The following is a 19307-nucleotide window of genomic DNA, read 5'->3' on the forward strand; positions in this document are numbered from 1 at the left end:
TTATTCGAAGGAGTGGAGCACATGTCTGAAATTATCGAAAAACAATACAATGAACCTGAATATATCGCACCTCAATCTGTTCAATTGGGTACCATTCACATCTCGAACGATGTGCTGTCCAAGATTGTGGGGATGGCCGCTCAGAACACGAATGGTGTATCCTCCATGTCCGTTGGACTGACTGAAGGAATTGCCAAGAGCATCAGCGGCAAGAGTCTGCAAAAAGGGATTGACGTACACGTCAAAGACGATCAGGCAACCATCCAGCTGCGAATTAATATTCAATATGGCAACAAGATGCACGAGGTCTGTCGTGAACTTCAACATAACGTTCAACAGGCTGTAGAGCAATTAGCTGGCGTGATGGTGAATGAAATTAAAGTGCAAGTCGTCGGCGTATCCATGCCGGAAACGGTATAAACGAATGTAAGGAATAACGAATGTAAGGATAAACGATTGGCAAAAACAGCACCTTCCCAATTAACAACTTAACTGGGAGGGTGCTGTTTTATGTTTGCGGTAGTAGGTGGGGGCTTCACCCATCACTTTTTTGAACATTTTGGAGAAAAGCAATTGATCCGTATAGCCCACCGAGCGGGCAATATCACCAATGGTCAGACCCGGATCGAGGGTCAATTCGGCTGCCCTGCGCATTCGGTAATGGACCAGATATGACTGAATACTGCTTCCCATCTGATCCTTGAAGAGAGAGCACAGGTAACTGCGCTGCAAACCGACATGGGACGCAACCGATTGAACGGTAATGGCATTGGCATAGTTCATTTCAATGAAGTCCATTACCTGCGTTACGTACGTTTCCTTCGAGTAATCCGGCATGGGTTGAAGATGCTCTGAATTAGCCTGATCAATTAAAATAGAGAAGAATTGATACAACAAACCAGTCATGCTAATCTCCCAGCCTTTGTGCGTATTGCGCGAATTGACCATTCGATGCAGGCAGGATCGCATCTCGTCATCCTCATTGCCCAGATCAAAGATCGGGTGATGCTCTGACAGACAGGCTTGCTGTAAAAAGGATGAACTATTGCTGCCTTGAAAAGCAACCCAACTGTATTCCCATGGGTCATCCTGATCTGCTTCGTAATGCACGACGGAATGCGGAACGATTAGAAATCCTTGTCCTTTGCGCAGGGTATACGTTTTGCCACCAACTTCGAAGGTGCCTTTGCCATTCAAAATATAATGAATTTTGTAATAGTCTCTCATCGCGGGGCCAAAGTGGTGACCTGGTGTACAGGCTTCGGTTCCATAATGAAGGAGCTGAAGCTCCTGAAAATGATTGTTCTTGAACATATACGTAATCAAGGGTATTCACTCCTGACGATTTCGTCTCATCTTGCATTTTAACATGCTACATATCTGAAAAGATTAAGAATCTAACAATAGTATATATAGATAACAATCATTTTTCCATATGGTTATAGTGAAATGCCATATCGTTTTAGCAGGAAAATGTCTAAGATGAAAAGGAATTCAACAAACCTTACAGGAAAGTGAGAATAACGATGCCCTATACTGCGAGTGAACAACGATATGATGAGATGAAATATGTGCGCTCAGGCAAATCCGGAATCAGACTGCCGCAAATTGCGCTGGGTTTATGGCAGAACTTTGGTGGCAACCGTACATTGGATATTCAGGAAGAGATGATTTTGCGTGCCTTTGACCTCGGAATTAACCATTTCGATCTGGCGAATAACTATGGCCCACCTCCAGGATCAGCGGAAGAGAACTTTGGTGTGATTTACAAAAAACATCTGCGTCCTTATCGGGATGAACTGCTTATCTCGTCGAAGGCAGGCTACCACATGTGGAGTGGACCTTACGGCGAGTGGGGCTCCCGCAAAAACCTGATTGCCAGTCTGGATCAAAGTCTTGGTCGGATGGGACTGGATTATGTGGACATTTTCTATCATCACCGTCCAGATCCGGACACGCCATTGGAAGAAACGATGACGGCGCTGGATCATATCGTGCGGCAAGGTAAGGCACTCTATGTGGGCTTATCCAATTATAATGCAGAACAGACGCAAGAAGCGGTAACCATTCTCCGTCGTCTGGGTACGCCATGTCTGGTTCATCAGCCAAACTACTCGATGCTGAATCGCTGGATTGAAGACGGTTTGCAGGACGTATTGGATGAGCAAGGCGTAGGTTCAATTGCATTCTGTCCACTCGGCCGCGGTCAGCTGACGAATAAATATGTCGACAAGATCAAGGAAGAACGAGCCAATCCAACAGGCCAATTGAAAAATGAAGCATACACGGACGAACGGATTGCCAAGTTCGATGCACTTCAGGTGGTCGCTGAGCGAAGAGGGCAGACGATCTCCCAACTGGCTCTGAACTGGATCTTGCGCGGTAACCGTGTTACCTCCGCACTGATTGGTGCAAGTCGTGTATCCCAGATTGAAGAAAATGTAGCTGCGCTCCAGGCACCGGATCTGACAAAGGAAGAGCTTAATGAGATTGAGAGCATTCTGGACGGAATGGGTAATTATCCTTGGTAACATACACAGTACAGCTAGGTATAAATTATAATTAGATTCTCTTATAAAAGTGGCACCTTCCTGACGAGCAGGTAGGTGCCACTTTTAGTTATGTCATTTTCTTTATAAGAACAGATCTATTATAATGGGAGTTATCGTTAATTGACCTACGTTTATTTTTTTCAGAATGAGCCTAGTTCATAGCACCTGGTCCTAGGATTTAGGGTATAATATATAGAAGCTTTACATTTGAACTATGAAGGAGAGGCTCCATTTGAACTTTGAACAGTGGATTTCGCCTGAAAGCTATAACCTGACATCCGAGATGGAGAATCATCCATCAGACCGGATTGCACTTAGATGGCTCAGCGATCAACGAGAATTGGAAGAGATTACGTATGGTGATTTATTCAAGCAGGCGAATCGTCTTGCTGGTGGCTTGCGTGAACTTGGACTAGAGAAGGGTGATCGGGTGTTGGTCATGGTACCACGCCGGATTATTGCCTATGTCATTTATATTGCTTGTCTGAAACTGGGGATTGCTGTTATTCCTTCCTCCGAGATGTTACGGGCAAAAGATCTGGAATATCGTCTGCGTCACTCTGAGGCACGGGCTGTTATTGTATGGTCAGAGACGACCTCGGAAGTGGAAAAAATGGACGCGAATCTGCCGTCACTTGCACATCGCATCGTGGCATCTCCGAATGGTGAAGTTAGCGTACCTGCTGAAGGTTGGGTCAATGTGCATCAGTTAATGCAGAATCAACCCGATGAGATGGCTGCGGTGGAGACTCATCGTGATGATACGGCTATCCTTGCTTATACTTCGGGCACAACAGGTAATCCTAAAGGAGTTGTACATAGCCACGGTTGGGGATATGCCCACCTGCGGATCGCTTCTTCATTATGGCTGGATATTCAACCTTCAGATACCGTATGGGCAACGGCTGCACCTGGCTGGCAAAAATGGATCTGGAGCCCGTTCCTGTCGGTACTCGGAAGAGGCGCGACTGGACTGGTCTACAATGGATCATTCCAGCCCAAGCGTTATCTGGAGCTGATGCAGGAACATCAGATTAATGTCCTTTGCTGTACACCAACGGAATATCGTTTGATGGCCAAAGCCGATGATCTTGGACATTATGACCTGTCTCATCTGCGCAGTGCCGTGTCGGCGGGTGAACCGCTCAACCAGGAAGTTATTGAAATCTTCCAGCGTCACTTCGACCTGACTATTCGAGACGGATATGGACAGACTGAGAGCACGTTGTTAATCGGCAGTCTCAAAGATGCGCCTGTACGCATTGGTTCCATGGGTCAATCGATTACACCTGGATTGATCGAAATCATTGATGAAGACGGACAACCTGTGCCTGCGGGTGAAGTAGGAGATATCGCAGTACACAAAGAGATGCCAGCTTTGTTCCGTGCCTATTATCAGGATGAGGGACGGAAGGAAGCGAATCAGCGTGGCGATTATTTTGTAACAGGGGACCGTGCACGTAAAGACGAAGAAGGCTACTTCTGGTTTGAAGGTCGCAGTGACGACATCATCATCAGTTCGGGTTATACGATTGGACCATTCGAAGTGGAAGAAGCACTCATGAAACACGCAAGCGTGAAGGAATGTGCGGTGGTTGCAAGTCCGGATGAGATCCGTGGCAATGTGGTGAAAGCATTTGTCGTCCTGCGAGATGCTTCGATGGCTTCACCAGAACTGATGCGTGAATTGCAGCACCACGTCAAGGAAATCACAGCACCTTATAAATATCCACGTAAGATCGAATTTGTTACAGATCTGCCGAAGACCAACTCTGGTAAAATCCGCCGGATCGAACTGCGCGAACAAGAAAAACGAAATGGTTAAATGAGATTAGGTAACGAATGATTGAAAAATAATAGCATGCGTAGTGAAAGAGAAGGAATCGATTCTGCAGAAGCGATAGCGTTCGTACAATATATGAAACAGGAGTGAACACAACCATGAGTCAATTTGAACAAACCTTTGAAAAATCGTTAGAACAATACGCAGAGCTGGTTGTTAAAGTCGGCGTGAATATCCAAAAAGGACAGGATCTGCTCGTTACTGCTCCCATCGAAACGCTTGAATTCACACGTCTGATTGTGCAAAAAGCCTATGCGGCTGGTGCAAACTATGTACAAGTGGACTTCGATGATGACAACATTACCCGCAGTCGTTTCCAGCATGGTTCCAATGACAGCTTCGACTACTATCCAGCGTGGAAAGCGGATATGATGGAGAAGTTTGCAGAAGCAGGCGGCGCCACCCTGACGATCAAAGTTCCAGATCCGGAACTGTATAACGGAATTGACTCCGACAGCGTGTCCCGGGCTACCAAAGCGGCTGCTCAGGCACGGAAAGGATATGCCAAATACACACGTAACCATGAAATTAGCTGGTGTCTGATCAAGGCACCGACCAAGGCTTGGGCGAACAAAGTGTTTGCCGACATCCCGGAAGAAGACCGAATCAACGTGATGTGGGAAACGATTTTCAAAATGAACCGTGTTGATGGCGGAGACGCCGTACAAAATTGGAGAGAGCATCTGGATACCCTAAATACCATGAGTGATCTCCTGAACAAAAAGAACTATAAGAGCCTGCATTACCGTGCGCCAGGTACAGACCTGAAAATTGAACTGGTCCATAACCATATCTGGGGCGGTGGCGGTGGCGAAAATAAACAAGGTGTATACACGGTCGCCAATATGCCGACTGAAGAAGTATTCACCATGCCTAAGCGCAGCGGTGTGAATGGGTATGTTAGCAGCACCATGCCTCTGAATCTGAACGGGCAACTGGTAGACCAGATGAGAATCACATTCAAGGATGGTCAGGTTGTAGCGTTTACGGCAGCATCCGGTGAAGAGCATCTGAAGAACCTGTTTGCTACTGATGAAGGTGCGCGTTATTTGGGTGAAGTAGCACTCGTACCGCATGACTCCCCGATCTCCAACCTGAATCGCATTTTCTACAATACGGGTATTGATGAGAATGCATCTTGCCATTTGGCCGTGGGAAGTGCGTATCCTTTCAATATGAAAGATGGCACAACCATGTCGAACGAAGAGTTGCTGAAGCATGAGTGCAATGTGAGTTTGACACACGTCGATTTCATGATCGGTTCTGCAAAGCTGGATATCGATGGTGAGTTACAAGACGGTACAATCGAGCCGGTATTCCGCAAAGGCAACTGGGCATTTTAATTTCTTAACAAGTCTTAACTAGCTAGTAGTAGCAGTCGTTAACAAAAAAAGTGACTTCAATATGAAGTCACTTTTTTGTTTCCTCGTAACGTGGATTACACGGGTCTTACAGGCACACATATCTCGCAATCATGCTGATTGAGCAGTTCCCAACGATATCGTTCTATAACCGGCTTGTTGTCCATCCTATAACCACTAGTTTGCAAATGGGGTAGGATCACATTCCATGCATGCTGAATATCTTCTGCCGTGTGCTTCACTTTACAGATGAGATAATCTCCGCCTGATAGCTCGCCAAACTCAATAGAATCATCTTCCAGACGTTCAGATTCAGTAATAACTATACAGGCATCATATCTGCAGTTCTGAGGAGGTGTGCTTGCCGGGTCATCCTGGGGAATACCGAGTAAAATTGCTGCTTCATTAAGCAGTTGGTTTTTGTCTGCCCATTGTTTCAGCGTATTCATCGCTTGAGCATTGGCTGGACCGTAAGGACCGACTTGTCGAACATAGGCGATACGATATGACGGGAGGTTTTCGATATACATTTCCATGAAAATCTTCCTCTCTGTACGATTTCTCTTACATGTTGAATGCTAACATGGTATAAAAGAAATTGTTAGCAATCTTGACGGAATCGAGTATTTCAGGGATCTTCAAGAGTTGGATTGTGCCTATAATGCACAGGTTTCAACCAAGACAGTGATGGAAACATTGTCCCCATATATGGAAGAGACGTGGAAACGGTGGGACATGCTTGGTGAACAGGCGCTCAGAACCATTGCCGTGGCTCATCCGGACGAGGATATTAATGAATTGGTTTTGGCTGATGCAGAATTTCATGAAGATCGATACCTTCGATTGGGTTATGATGCGGGGGATACACCTGCTGGCCGACTATACATATACGCGGAGTTCGACAATGAATTTCACATGTTGGATACGTTGATCTATGAAACGTATTAAAGCCACGAGATCGTGGCTTTTTTGCTGTGTCATTTAACTACTTTTATGTTATTCAGCGTGCATTTTGTTGAAGCTAACATATTCGTTAATCGGTTTACGGTAACCGCGTGGCCGCTGTTTGGCTTCCGACTTTTTGCCGATGGTGATCATCATAACCGGTACGTAATGGTTAGGGATATCTAAGCTTCGTTGTAGTTCTTCGGCATCAAAGCCGATCATTGGACAGGTGTCCCAACCACGATCCTGAGCAATCAGCATCAATTGCATGGCGGACAGGCTGGCATTGCGAATGGCATCCTCACGTTGGAAGAATCTGCCGCGAGATTCGTAAAATTCGGTTACACTTTGGGATTCCTGCTCATATTGGAAAGGAGTAAGAGCGCCAAGGTTCAGCAACCCTTCGTTAATGGTGCGGATGTGATGGTGTGCGTTGACATCGCCCAATACGATAATGACTGCAGAAGCTGTTTTTACTTTGTATTGCTGGGAAGCTTCATAGACTTTCTCTTTCTGTTCCTCATCTTTAATCACAAGATAGTGTGTATGCTGCAAGTTGAAGGCAGAAGGTGCGAATTTGTTCAGGGCAAACATCTCTTGCAGTTCAGAATCCGATATTTCAATTCCTTCTTCAAAAATAACGGCCGATCTACGGTTTTTGACCAGATTCTCCAACTCACTCATGGTAGTTTCCCTCGCTTATGTATAATTTATAAACTGACTATAACACACCTAGTTACTTTATGTAAGTATTATTTTTGAATAAGACAAGGTTTGGTTGCCATACGCTAAAATAAAACACTAGAGGTGATTCATGAAAGCTTTCATCACAAAATATAAGGGAGGACATAACCCGCATGAATTTCGGGTCTATGTGATCCAATCTTCGACGTTAAAACGTTTTGTTGTTATGGAGATTATTCTGGGCTCAATCGTGTACAATGTCGCACTGTATTTGTGTCATAATGCACTGCTCGCTGGGGTAGGCTCTTGGGCTGGAACGGAAAGCCTGAAGAGATTGCCACTGGTCTTTAGAAGAATCGCAGGTACATGATGAGGAGTGAAAAGAAAGATTGGAGCAGAGGAGGGCCAGTTTCGGCCCCATTCTCTGCTTTAGCCATGCTTCTTCTATCTGATCTGATAAATCGCTAAGCTTCGGAGACATAACCTACCTTATTTGGCACGTTCCAAATACTGCTCCAGCGTAAGTTTCTGGCTGGTGATCTCACCAGCAATATATACACCTACATAACGTACATGCCATGGCTCATAAGAGTAACCTGTTAATTTCTCCTGATCTTTGCCGTAACGGATAATGAATCCGTATTTGTGGGCATTGGCTTTCAGCCATTTGCCTTCTTTGGTGTTGCCGAAGCTTTGCTCTAGATCATAACCGGCCGAAGCGCTCGAGATATCCATGGCTAGACCCGTTTGATGTTCACTTTGTCCTGGACGAGCACTTGTTTTATTGGCAATAGCTTCACCTTTGATGCTGGCATTACGGTCAAAAATCGATTTCTGGGTCGCATAAGAGCGATAACCAGAGACGGCTTTAATATCGATGCCGTCTTTTTTGGCAGCGGTGAATAATTTTTCAATAGCTGTTGCAGCCACTTTACGCATCTGTTTCTTCGGACTGGAGCCTGAGAAGCTAAAAGGAATATTAGGTACAACCAAATCTTGAGGTGCATAAGTCGAAGGCAGATTTCTCTTTTTATTGACCAGTACAACTGTACTGGACACATTGGTCACAGTTGCCACATTTTTTATCGTTTTGATTGTGCGACCAGGTGCATTATCATGCAGAAATTGAGTGAAGCTGGAGCTTGCTGCAGATGCGACAGGATTCAGGATTGAAGTGATAGGAAGCGTAGTAAAAGCAGAACCTGCTACAACAGAACCTATGAGAATGGTGGATATGATGGATTTAGAAGTAAAAGATTTCATGATGTGTGTTCCTCCTCGGATTATATGAATCTATATACCGAGTATACTAGAGGATTATATCCATAGGTTCTCCAATTGTTTCAGAGTTGTAAACAAGTTTGCTAAATAAGTTGAACCAAAGATATTTACACTGGACACTACGATGACAGAACAACCTTCCGATCGCTGTTATCCCCTGATTTTTTTGATACAATTTTATAATGGTGAAAATCTTGGGATAGCGTATGCTTCCGATGCAGCTTTCTTTCAGAAAGCTTTTAGGCGAACACTTCGTTTCTTCAGGTTCTTTCTGTCCTCTCCGTTTCGTGTAAATGTTTAGTCCATCTTTTATTGAGTCTTTTTTGCAACGCTGATAGAGGCATATAAAGAAAAGAATATTAAAAAACCGTTGCATTAGGTGCAACGGCTTTTGATGTGAAGAGAGATAATGCTAGATTACTTCAAGTATGCTGGAGAATGTATTACAACATGCAGGCGTCAGATCCACCGGAGCTTCCCGCAGTTACGGCACGGGTATCGCGAACACGAACATTGGCGCTGAGTACACCAGAATCACTGCTTAATTTGAAAGAAGGATAATTCTCTTCCGTATCCAGTTTCATGTGTTGCTCAAGGTTCAGCTGCTGCTTCGGATCAACATAGAACGGGACCAGATTGGTTTCAATCTGCGCGTCGAGAGTTGCAAGTTCGTCGACAATGATAATAGCGATAACTCCGTTACATCCGCAACCTTCCAGGTCATAGATCACTTTGAAATATCCGGGTTGGTCATTCAGGCTTTCCGTCAATCGTTTTGCAGCCAAATCTGTAATTTGAATATACATATAGGTACACTCCTTTATATGTGGTCATGGTTGTAAGTGGTAAAAGAATTCATTCAGCTTCTATTCCCATTATACCACTTTGGCAAAAATCAAAGCATTTATTTTCTTGACTGATCAGTCTGGAAAAGGTATTCTTTAGTTAATGAATAGGGAGGTGAGGTCTGAAATTGGGAAGAGCCAAGGCGTTTGACACGGAGACTGTTCTAAGAAAAGCAACGTCTGTATTTGGAGCGTACGGTTATGAAGGTACATCTTTGAGCTTACTATTGAGTGAACTTGGCATTGCGCGGCAAAGCCTGTATGACACCTACGGAACTAAACATGATTTATTTGTCTCTGCTCTTAAATTCTATATTCAGCAGAAGACAGAGGCGGGGATCAAACTATTAAACGAATGCACAAGTGTGAGGCAAGGCGTGACGGAGTTGTTCAACGAAGCGGTTAACGTGTTGACAGACAACGAACGTCGTAATGAATGTTTCATCATTAATAGCGCGGTTGAACAGGCACCACAAAATCACGAAATCGCGGCTTTTATTCAAACTATTAACCAACAAATGGAAGATGTTTTTCATACTGCGCTGCTACGAGGACAGAGGAATGGCGAGTTGAAGCACGCAGAGGAAGAATTGCCCGGCCTTGCCCGGTTTTTGAATTATTCCCGACTCTCATTGACCTTCACGGCGAAGAGCGGTGCAAGTGCAGAAGTACTGCGAGAGTTTGTACAGATGACTTTAAGGGCCATGGACTAATGTTTCACAGGATTGATCATGAATGCTTATTGGTTTTTTGAAAATGAACGCTTAGGGCGTTTATTTTTTGAATATTATAGACTGATTGGTCTGGAAAAAGAATATCAAACAAACTATAGGAGGAATGAAGAGATGACACAATCCCAGCAGCTGGAAGCGGGCAATAGTGTGCCACATCAGATTATGCATGGATTTACTCAATTGCTACTGGAGGGAAAATTGGAACAGTGGTTGGAACTATATACAACTGAAGCTATCTTTGAATTTCCATATGCACCAGCAGGATATCCTCAGAAACTGGAAGGCAAAGCCGCAATTGCGAATCATCTTCATAATCTACTGGGGATGGTTGAAATCCAGCAGTTTTCCGAACCGGTGATTATTGCTGATTCCACGAAACAACAGTTTGTGGCCGAATTTACTTGTAAAGGGCGTTCATTCGTTACAGGCAAGCCATATAACCAAACTTACATCTCTGTAGTGAGCCACAAGAATGGAAAAATTATACATTATAAAGACTATTGGAATCCGATGATCGTAATCGAATCGGACTTAGGAGGAAGTAAACATGATCAATGATAAACCGTTGACACTTATTACAGGGGCTAATGGGAAGACAGGAAGCCGTGTTGCGGCCATACTTCAAAAGCAAAAATATCCGGTGCGTTTGGCAGGAAGAACTAAAGCATCTTTTACTGGTTCTGGTGATAACTATGTATATTTTGATTGGTATGATTCCGAGACTTATGCTCCGGCGCTGAAAAATGTGAACCAGGTGTACCTTGTCGTGCCAGTCATGGACATGACCCCAGAAGACGTCATGATTCCGTTCATCAAGGAAGCATTGTGGAGCGGCGTTAAGCGATTTGTCTTGCTTGGCAGTGCTTCAGTTAATGAAGATGGTCCTATATTTGGCAAAGTACATCAGTATCTAAAAGCGCATGCTCCGGAGTGGGCTGTACTACAACCTTCCTACTTTATGGAGAACTTTACGGAGGGACCACATTGGGAGACGATGAAGCAATTCAGTAAAATCTACAGTGCTGCGGGTGAGGGTAAAATTGGTTTTGTCAGCGCAGATGATATTGCAGCTGTTGCCTTCCGAGCTCTGACAGATATGGTCCCTCATAATACAGCCCATATCATTACGGGACCGGAAACATTGTCTTACGGGCAGGTTGCCGACATCATTAGTCGTATACTGGACCAGTCTATTCAGCATGAATCTTTGTCCGATGATGAATTGAGGAACAGCATGATTCAAGCCGGGATGCCCGAAGACTATGCAACAGCTCTGGCTGGGTTGGATATTTTCATCCGTGAAGAAGGCCGGGAAGATCAAGTAACGGATACCGTGCTGAGATTGACTGGGAATAGCCCCATTAGTATCAGCCAAGTATTTAATCGTTTTATACAATAAAATCGAAGGCATCATAAAAAACAATAGAAATCTTGGAAGAAATTCTGTGGAGTAACAAGAAGACGGTGCCCGGAGGCCCGTCTTTTTTTGCTGATTTATCAAACATTTGAAATATCCGTCTAGTTCAAGTGGATAACAATCGCACTGCACCTGTTCAATACCAATGATTATATGAGGGTACTTTTGGGGAAATAGATGAGAATGAATGTTTGATAAAGGAGAGAAGAGTCTGGATGATTCAGTTCGAAAATGTATCTAAACAATACCCTGATGGAACTACGGCTTTGCGTCAGGTTAACCTCAACATTAACAAGGGAGAATTGTTCGTCATGATTGGTCCGAGTGGATGTGGCAAAACCACCATGCTCAAAATGATCAATCGCCTGATTGAACGAACAGATGGAGCGGTGCGCATTAATGATCGCTTAATCGATGAATACAACATCCATGAATTACGCTGGAATATTGGATATGTGTTGCAACAGATTGCATTATTCCCGCATATGACCATTGCCGAAAATATTGCGGTTGTCCCAGAACTCCGGAAATGGAAGTCAGATCAAATCAAGGAGCGTGTACATAATCTGCTGGACATGGTTGGATTGCACGGAGATACGTACAGTGAGCGCAAGCCTGCCGAACTATCCGGTGGACAGCAACAGCGAATTGGTGTGTTGCGTGCGCTCGCTGCCGATCCCGAGATTGTATTGATGGATGAACCGTTCAGTGCACTCGATCCGATGAGCCGCGAGAAATTGCAGGAGGATATTCTGGATATCCAGCGTCAGATGAAGAAAACGATTGTATTTGTCACCCATGATATTCAGGAAGCGATGAAGCTGGGGGATCGCATCTGCATTATGAAGGATGGAGAAGTATTGCAGGTAGGCACTCCGGAAGAGTTAATCCAGCAGCCAGCCAATGACTTCGTACGTGAGTTTGTCGGAAGTCCTAATACCGATACGAGTTCACAATCTGAATTTGATCTCGAATCAATCATGTCGCCACTCTCACCTGGTCATGTGCCAAAATCAGCCAAAACGGCCGTTCCTGTATCCATTACGTTGACGGAGTTAGTTGATATCATGGCTTCCCATGACCATCTGCTGGTTGAACGTAACCGCCAGATTATTGGCGAGATCAGTCGAGTTGATCTGATGAAATACTGGTCTGGTCAGTTACAGGAACGAGGTGAAGGACATGAGTAGATTCACGGAGGTGTTCAGTGAGCGCAAAGGTCAGTTATTGTCTGCTCTTCTTGAACATATTCAGATCTCATTTATCGCATTGTTCTTTGCTGTCCTCATCGCTATTCCGCTTGGTATATACCTTACTCGCAAACCAAGAGTGGCTGAACCAATTATCGGGGTTACAGCTGTGTTGCAGACGATACCGTCCTTGGCGCTTCTCGGATTGCTCATCCCGTTATTCGGCATAGGCACACTTCCTGCAATCATAGCACTGGTGGTGTATGCGCTACTTCCGGTACTTCGCAATACGTACACTGGCATCTCCGAAGTCGATTCTTCCATGGTCGAAGCGGCGAATGCGATGGGCATGAACAGTCGACAACGGCTGGTCAAAGTGGAACTGCCACTGGCGATGCCTGTCATTATGGCCGGAATTCGGACCGCGATGGTCCTCATCGTAGGAACGGCGACACTTGCTGCCTTGATCGGCGCAGGAGGTTTGGGTGCATTAATCTTGCTGGGCATTGATCGGAACGATACAGCATTGATCATCCTTGGTGCTATTCCAGCCGCATTGTTGGCCATTTTGTTTGATGTACTGCTTCGCCAGTTCCAGCGCTTGTCTTTCAAGAAAACATTGGTTACCTTGGGTTCGCTGGCTCTGATCGCGATACTTGTGATCACCATTCCCTTTTTTGCGAGGGGAGGACAGAAGGATCTCGTGATTTCCGGGAAATTGGGGGCGGAACCCGAAATTCTCATTAATATGTACAAATTGCTCATCGAAAAAGACACGGATTTAACGGTTGAATTGAAGCCTGGATTGGGCAAAACACCATTCCTGTTCAATGCCCTCAAGTCGGGGGATATCGATATCTATCCTGAATTCACAGGGACAGCCATCTCCGAATTCATGAAGGAAACGGCTGTGAGTACGGATCGAAAAGAGGTCTACGAACAAGCCAGAGACGGAATGTCAAGCCAGTTCAATATGGTGCTGCTGAACCCTATGGATTATAACAATACGTATACGTTGGCTGTACCACAGAGCATTGCAGATCAATACAATCTCAAGACCATTTCGGATCTCAAACCGGTGGAACAGCAAATGAAGGCAGGATTCACGCTTGAATTTTCGGATCGGGAAGACGGTTACCTTGGCATTCAGAAGAAGTATGGGATTGAATTCCCAAACGTGGCGACAATGGAACCCAAGCTTCGCTATGGTGCTCTTCAGCGCGGAGATATCAATCTCGTTGATGCTTACTCCACAGATAGTGAGTTGAGACAGTATGAACTCGTTGTGCTGGAGGATGATCAGGAATTGTTCCCGCCGTATCAGGGCGCGCCCATGCTTCGTAAAGAGACGGCCGATCAATATCCACAACTGGTTGAGGTGCTGAATCAGCTTGCTGGCAAAATTACGGATGACGAGATGCGTCAGATGAACTATGACGTGAACGTAGAGGGAGAGAATCCTGAACAGGTTGCAGCAGAGTACCTTAAACAGGCTGGATTGCTGTAACTTCAGGCATCCCTGCAATAGATGTAGCAAAAGGATGAGGAGGAACCATGATGACTCAAGAAACCTATGACCTGATTGCAATTGGAACAGGGAGCGCAGCAAGCTCTGTAATCACCCGTTGCGCTGAAGCTGGATGGAAAATCGCTGTGATTGATGAGCGTGAGTTCGGAGGAACCTGTGCACTGAGAGGCTGTGATCCCAAGAAAGTACTGACTGGAGCAGCTGAGCTGATTGACTGGAATGAGCGGATGCAAGGGAAAGGAATTCAAGGTCAGGCAAGAATAAAATGGTCTGATCTGATGGCATTTAAGCGGACTTTTACCGAGAGTATTCCTAGAGCAAGTGAGGATCAATACAAGCAGGCCGGAATGGACACGTTCCATGGAAAAGCTTCATTTGTCGATGAAGACCATATCCAAGTTGGAGAAGAAATACTTTATGGCAAACACATCCTGATTGCTACCGGTGCAAGGCCGGCCCCACTTCAGATTGAGGGTTCTGAGCATCTCATATATAGTGATGACTTTTTGGATCTGGAACAGCTACCTGATCGATTAGTTCTGGTAGGGGGTGGATATATTGCATTTGAGTTTGCGCATATTGCGGCCAGAGCCGGGACGGAAGTCCATATTCTGCATCGGAGTGATCAGCCCCTAAAATCTTTTGATGCGGAGCTGGTAGAATGTTTGTTGCAAAAATCGAAAGAGATCGGCATTCATGTTCACTTGAACGCGGAGGTGAAGTCCATACGGCAAGAGGGGAACGCCTATGTCGTTCATGGCACACGCAATGGTGCAGATCACCAGTGGCAGTGCGGACTTGTCGTGCATGGAGCGGGGCGTGTTCCTAATGTGGATGGGCTGGAATTGGAGAAAGGCAACGTCAGCTACAGCAAAAAGGGGATTACGGTGAATGAGTATTTACAAAGTGAAAGTAATCCAAGATTGTATGCTGCTGGTGATGTGACCGACACAAAAGGGTTGCCTTTGACTCCATTAGCAGGTCAGGAATCGCGGGCCGTATCGTTCAATTTGTTGGAGGGCAATCAACACAAACCGAATTATACTGTCATGCCTTCCATTGTGTTTACTGTCCCTGCACTTGGGGCTGTGGGGATGAGCACGGAACAAGCTAAGAAAGAGGGCTACGAGGTGCAGGTAAATGATATGTCGAAATGGTATACTTACAAGCGAACTCATGAAAAATTTGCCATGGCCAAAGTGGTGATCGACAAATCAACCGGACGTATTCTGGGTGCGCATGTGCTCGGGAGCAAAACAGAAGAATTGATCAACCTTTTTGCAATGGCGATTCAGTTCAATCTGACTATCGATCAGTTAAACACCATGAATTTTTCATATCCTACTGCTGCATCGGACCTGAGTTCTCTAATATAGAAGTGATGATGAGCCCCTTTGGGACTATAGGAAGGATGAGAATAACGATGTCATCGGAATTTATCGGATTTCATACAGGCAAGTGGACTACGGAACCCGTTGCTGCGCGGATGGACGGGGATCGTTTCGTCGTGGAAGCTCAGGAAGGCAGTGACTTCTGGGAGAACACATTCTATGGGTTCTGTCATCGGAATGGACACGCTATGCTTGCTCCATGGGATGGAAGTGAAGCGATTGAAGTATCGTTTGATCTAAGCTCATTCACCGAATTATATGATCAGGCTGGATTAATGTTATGGCATGGAGACGATCAATGGATCAAGGCTGGTGTTGAGGTCAATGATGGCGTAGTTCATGTTGGAGCCGTCGTGACAAATACGTATTCGGATTGGTCACTCTCGCCTGTACCAGAATGGGGTGGACGAATCGTAACGATTAGAGCCTCATACAGTAACGAAGCAGTGGTCATTCGTGCTCGGACAGATGAGCATCCTTGGCGAACAATACGAGTTGCACGATTTGCCCATCCAAACAACAAGCACGCGGGTCCCTTTCTGTGTTCACCCAAGCGTGCAGGTTTCGAGGTAGCCTTTACCAAGTGGAGTTCCACGGCACCTGATGAAGACTTGCATGCAGATCCACCGATTACGGATTAAAACAAGTTAAGATGCACGATAAACAATGAAACACTAACAAGTGTATCTACCTTAGAAAGTAAAACAATAGAAATAAGCAAGTCTTCCATCAGCGGAGGACTTGCTTATTTTCGTGTTCAAACATCGGACTATGAAGAGGACCTCAAGGTACCATTTCATAAACAAAGGGTTAGCGAGTTTTTTCGCATTTACCGCAAAGGTTCCTTGCGAACTTTGTTGAGCTTAACGTTTATTTACTCGTGTCCGTATCCAGGGACTGGGGTTCAGTCTCTTTTTCACCCTTATCATCATTGGACTTATTGAACTCAAGCATACGCTCCTCGTAATCGTCCAGGAACCATAACGGGTCCATACTGTCTTCCTCACCGTTGTAATTGATCACGATTTCTTCGCCAGCTTTGATGTCTGTATACGCGTAGAAGTCAAAGGTGTGGTTATCAAAGTTGATATCATACGTTGCATTAGGTTCATAGGAATGGTTGATGAGACTGCCGTAGCCGAGCAGAATGGCGGTATGATTCGCCCCATATTCGAACACGTAATCTTCCAAAATCGTTTTTTCGACATGCTCATGATCTTCATTTGGGTAAGGCACAACGGGTGCCTGATGGATAAGCGTTCCCTTGGCAATATCAACGGTAGCAAATACTCCGCGATTAAATTCACCGCCATCACCCAACTTGGATTGTTTTACTTCAATCATATTTTTCACCTGATGCTCTTCGAAGAGCCCCGTTCTATATAGTAGTAATTCGTTAAGGCAAAATTTTAACCCATACTTTCATATAAGGCAAATTTCAGACAAAAAGGTGGAATATTTTTTAATATGGCGTTGAGTTGTGCAGGATATAACGCTTATAATATACAAAGAATTAAGTCTATATAGAAAAGGTGTCATGAATGAGCATATTAAATGTAGAAAAATTAAGTCACGGTTTTGGTGACCGTGCTATCTTTAACGACGTTTCATTCCGCCTGTTGAAGGGCGAACATATTGGTCTGATCGGGGCCAATGGTGAAGGTAAATCCACCTTCATGAACATTATTACAGGAAAACTTCAGCCGGATGAAGGCAAGGTGGAATGGTCCAAACGGATGCGTGTTGGGTATCTGGACCAGCATGCTGTATTGAACAAAGGCCAATCGATCCGTGACGTACTTCGCGGCGCGTTCCAGTATTTGTTTGACATGGAACAGGAAATGAATGATATGTATGGCAAAATGGGCGATGTAACGCCGGAGGAGCTTGAACAACTGCTTGAAGACGTGGGTACGATTCAGGATACGCTGACGAACCAGGATTTCTACATGATCGATGCCAAAGTGGATGAAACCGCACGTGGTCTGGGTCTGACAGATATCGGTCTGGATAAAGACGTCAATGACCTGAGTGGTGGACAGCGTACCAAAGTACTGCTTGCCAAGCTGCTGCTGGAAAAACCCGATATTTTGCTGCTCGATGAGCCTACGAACTATCTGGATGAATTGCATATCGAATGGCTGAAACGTTATTTGCAGGAATATGAGAATGCATTTATTCTGATCTCACATGATATTCCGTTTCTGAACAGTGTGATCAACTTGATCTATCACATGGAGAACCAAAATCTAACTCGCTATGTGGGCGATTATGATCATTTCCAGGAAGTGCATGAGATGAGAAAACAGCAGCTTGAATCGGCGTACAAACGCCAACAACAAGAGATTGCTGACCTCAAGGACTTTGTAGCGCGGAACAAAGCAAGTGTAGCTACACGCAATATGGCGATGTCTAGACAGAAGAAGCTCGACAAGATGGATGTCATCGAGATCGCCAAGGAGAAACCGAAACCGCAGTTCAACTTCCGTGATGCAAGAACATCAGGCAAGCTCATTTTCGAAACCAAAGGTCTTGTAATTGGATACAACGAACCGTTGTCCAGACCACTGGATCTGCGCATGGAACGCGGACAGAAGATTGCCCTCGTTGGTGCGAACGGAATCGGTAAAACAACCCTGATGCGCAGTATTCTGGGTGAAATTCAAGCTCTGGAAGGAACCGTTCAACGTGGTGAACATCTGGAGATTGGTTACTTCCAGCAAGAGATGAAGGATGCCAATTACAATACATGTATTGAAGAGATCTGGCAGGAGTTCCCTTCCTATACCCAATTCGAGGTGCGTGCTGCACTTGCAAAATGTGGTTTGACTACAAAACACATTGAGAGCAAAGTAGCTGTACTAAGTGGTGGGGAGAAAGCCAAAGTTCGTCTCTGTAAGCTGATCAATAATGAAACCAACCTGCTTGTACTCGATGAGCCGACGAACCATCTGGACGTTGATGCCAAGGAAGAGTTGAAACGTGCGCTCAAGGCTTACAAAGGCAGTATTCTTCTGATCTCCCATGAACCGGAATTCTACCGTGACGTGGTTACGGAGACGTGGAACTGTGAGTCATGGACAACAAAAGTATTCTAAATAGAGGTTGTTCAAAAAGTCCGCTTTTGATTACGAATCATGTGCGAGCTTGCGAACAAGCTCGAAGCGTGAGGAAAGGCGCGAATTTTGCTTACAAAACAAGCAGAACTCGCGCCTTTTTTGCGTGGTTTTAACGAAAAATGTTTGAGTTGAAATCACAGTTGACAGCTTGAATAAGGCAATAATATAATTCAGGAAAGCGATTACATTTATATATTAAAAACCTGTTTCACTGCATAGGGGCAAAGAAAACACGGTATTCCGTATGGGTATCATTGCACTTAGAAGTGAAGACGGGTCTTTTTTTTGCACTCCAATGAAACCGGTTTCATTAAAATAAGGAGGTGGACAAACGCTCGTTACTGACAACTGGTTGCTGAGGATAGGCTGAACAACAACACCGCGCATACATGAACCATGCTTTCATCTTTCATGCCA

19 protein-coding genes and 1 pseudogene are annotated in these 19307 nt (G+C 45.0%); 14 read left to right on the forward strand and 6 right to left on the reverse strand.

What is annotated here, in order from left to right:
• The first annotated feature begins 21 nt into the window (after positions 1-21).
• Positions 22-420 (forward strand): Asp23/Gls24 family envelope stress response protein, encoded by a 399-nt coding sequence (locus WFI24_RS07975; protein WP_336759835.1) that lies wholly within the window; start codon positions 22-24, stop codon positions 418-420.
• A 60-nt stretch (positions 421-480) separates the two neighbouring features.
• Here WFI24_RS07975 and WFI24_RS07980 read toward each other — a convergent pair whose 3' ends face one another.
• Positions 481-1326, reverse strand: a complete 846-nt coding sequence (locus tag WFI24_RS07980; protein ID WP_336759836.1) for an AraC family transcriptional regulator — start codon at positions 1324-1326, stop codon at positions 481-483.
• A 200-nt stretch (positions 1327-1526) separates the two neighbouring features.
• On the opposite strand from WFI24_RS07980, the gene WFI24_RS07985 reads away from it, so the two are divergent.
• From WFI24_RS07985 to WFI24_RS07995, 3 genes are all read left to right on the forward strand, one after another.
• Positions 1527-2531 (forward strand): aldo/keto reductase, encoded by a 1005-nt coding sequence (locus WFI24_RS07985; RefSeq protein WP_336759837.1) that lies wholly within the window; start codon positions 1527-1529, stop codon positions 2529-2531.
• Positions 2532-2766: 235 nt separating this feature from the next.
• Positions 2767-4377 carry an acyl-CoA synthetase MbcS gene (gene mbcS, locus WFI24_RS07990; protein ID WP_336759838.1) on the forward strand — a complete coding sequence of 537 codons (1611 nt, stop codon included), beginning with the start codon at positions 2767-2769 and terminating at the stop codon, positions 4375-4377.
• 116 nt (positions 4378-4493) lie between these two features.
• A complete protein-coding gene (locus tag WFI24_RS07995; protein WP_336759839.1) occupies positions 4494-5738 on the forward strand; it encodes an aminopeptidase in 1245 nt (414 codons plus the stop codon).
• A gap of 95 nt (positions 5739-5833) precedes the next feature.
• On the opposite strand, the gene WFI24_RS08000 is transcribed toward WFI24_RS07995, so the two are convergent.
• On the reverse strand, positions 5834-6292 hold the full coding sequence (locus WFI24_RS08000) for an AraC family transcriptional regulator (RefSeq protein WP_336759840.1): 459 nt from the start codon (positions 6290-6292) through the stop codon (positions 5834-5836).
• Between the two features lie 109 nt (positions 6293-6401).
• On the opposite strand from WFI24_RS08000, the gene WFI24_RS08005 reads away from it, so the two are divergent.
• Entirely contained in the window at positions 6402-6704 is a 303-nt protein-coding gene (locus WFI24_RS08005; protein WP_336759841.1) for a hypothetical protein, read from the forward strand.
• Positions 6705-6752: 48 nt separating this feature from the next.
• On the opposite strand, the gene WFI24_RS08010 is transcribed toward WFI24_RS08005, so the two are convergent.
• Positions 6753-7385, reverse strand: coding sequence for a nitroreductase family protein (locus tag WFI24_RS08010; RefSeq protein WP_145317981.1), 633 nt, complete (start codon positions 7383-7385; stop codon positions 6753-6755).
• A 130-nt stretch (positions 7386-7515) separates the two neighbouring features.
• Between WFI24_RS08010 and WFI24_RS08015 the strand changes: the two genes are divergently transcribed.
• Positions 7516-7755, forward strand: coding sequence for a hypothetical protein (locus WFI24_RS08015; protein ID WP_336759842.1), 240 nt, complete (start codon positions 7516-7518; stop codon positions 7753-7755).
• A 119-nt stretch (positions 7756-7874) separates the two neighbouring features.
• On the opposite strand, the gene WFI24_RS08020 is transcribed toward WFI24_RS08015, so the two are convergent.
• Both WFI24_RS08020 and WFI24_RS08025 read right to left on the reverse strand, forming a co-directional pair.
• Positions 7875-8648 carry a M15 family metallopeptidase gene (locus WFI24_RS08020; RefSeq protein WP_336759843.1) on the reverse strand — a complete coding sequence of 258 codons (774 nt, stop codon included), beginning with the start codon at positions 8646-8648 and terminating at the stop codon, positions 7875-7877.
• Positions 8649-9109: 461 nt separating this feature from the next.
• On the reverse strand, positions 9110-9472 hold the full coding sequence (locus tag WFI24_RS08025; RefSeq protein WP_336759844.1) for an iron-sulfur cluster biosynthesis family protein: 363 nt from the start codon (positions 9470-9472) through the stop codon (positions 9110-9112).
• Positions 9473-9639: 167 nt separating this feature from the next.
• Here WFI24_RS08025 and WFI24_RS08030 point away from each other — a divergent pair, with 167 nt between their 5' ends.
• From WFI24_RS08030 to WFI24_RS08060, 7 genes are all read left to right on the forward strand, one after another.
• Positions 9640-10224 (forward strand): TetR/AcrR family transcriptional regulator, encoded by a 585-nt coding sequence (locus tag WFI24_RS08030; protein WP_336759845.1) that lies wholly within the window; start codon positions 9640-9642, stop codon positions 10222-10224.
• An 18-nt stretch (positions 10225-10242) separates the two neighbouring features.
• A complete protein-coding gene (locus WFI24_RS08035) occupies positions 10243-10803 on the forward strand; it encodes a nuclear transport factor 2 family protein (RefSeq protein WP_336759846.1) in 561 nt (186 codons plus the stop codon).
• Complete coding sequence (locus tag WFI24_RS08040) at positions 10793-11644, forward strand: NmrA family NAD(P)-binding protein (RefSeq protein ID WP_336759847.1); 852 nt, start codon at positions 10793-10795, stop codon at positions 11642-11644. Before WFI24_RS08035 ends, WFI24_RS08040 begins: the two co-directional genes overlap by 11 nt.
• 233 nt (positions 11645-11877) lie before the next feature.
• The gene (locus tag WFI24_RS08045; RefSeq protein ID WP_336759848.1) at positions 11878-12852 is read left to right on the forward strand and encodes an ABC transporter ATP-binding protein; all 975 of its coding nucleotides are present in this window, start codon (positions 11878-11880) and stop codon (positions 12850-12852) included.
• Complete coding sequence (opuFB, locus tag WFI24_RS08050) at positions 12845-14359, forward strand: osmoprotectant update ABC transporter permease/substrate-binding subunit OpuFB (protein WP_336759849.1); 1515 nt, start codon at positions 12845-12847, stop codon at positions 14357-14359. The genes WFI24_RS08045 and opuFB overlap by 8 nt, the downstream gene beginning before the upstream one ends.
• Positions 14360-14409: 50 nt before the next feature.
• Positions 14410-15756: a dihydrolipoyl dehydrogenase family protein gene (locus WFI24_RS08055; RefSeq protein WP_336760265.1), complete on the forward strand. Its 1347-nt coding sequence runs from the start codon at positions 14410-14412 to the stop codon at positions 15754-15756.
• A gap of 47 nt (positions 15757-15803) precedes the next feature.
• Positions 15804-16412 (forward strand): DUF1349 domain-containing protein, encoded by a 609-nt coding sequence (locus WFI24_RS08060; protein WP_336759850.1) that lies wholly within the window; start codon positions 15804-15806, stop codon positions 16410-16412.
• 316 nt (positions 16413-16728) lie between these two features.
• Here the strand turns inward: WFI24_RS08060 and WFI24_RS08065 are convergent.
• A pseudogene (locus tag WFI24_RS08065) lies at positions 16729-17115 on the reverse strand (SET domain-containing protein); the annotation flags it as partial.
• Between the two features lie 197 nt (positions 17116-17312).
• On the opposite strand from WFI24_RS08065, the gene WFI24_RS08070 reads away from it, so the two are divergent.
• A complete protein-coding gene (locus WFI24_RS08070) occupies positions 17313-18869 on the forward strand; it encodes an ABC-F family ATP-binding cassette domain-containing protein (RefSeq protein ID WP_017688769.1) in 1557 nt (518 codons plus the stop codon).
• Positions 18870-19307 lie beyond the last annotated feature (438 nt).

Source organism: Paenibacillus sp. USHLN196 (assembly GCF_037144955.1).
GTDB lineage: Bacteria > Bacillota > Bacilli > Paenibacillales > Paenibacillaceae > Paenibacillus > Paenibacillus xylanexedens_C.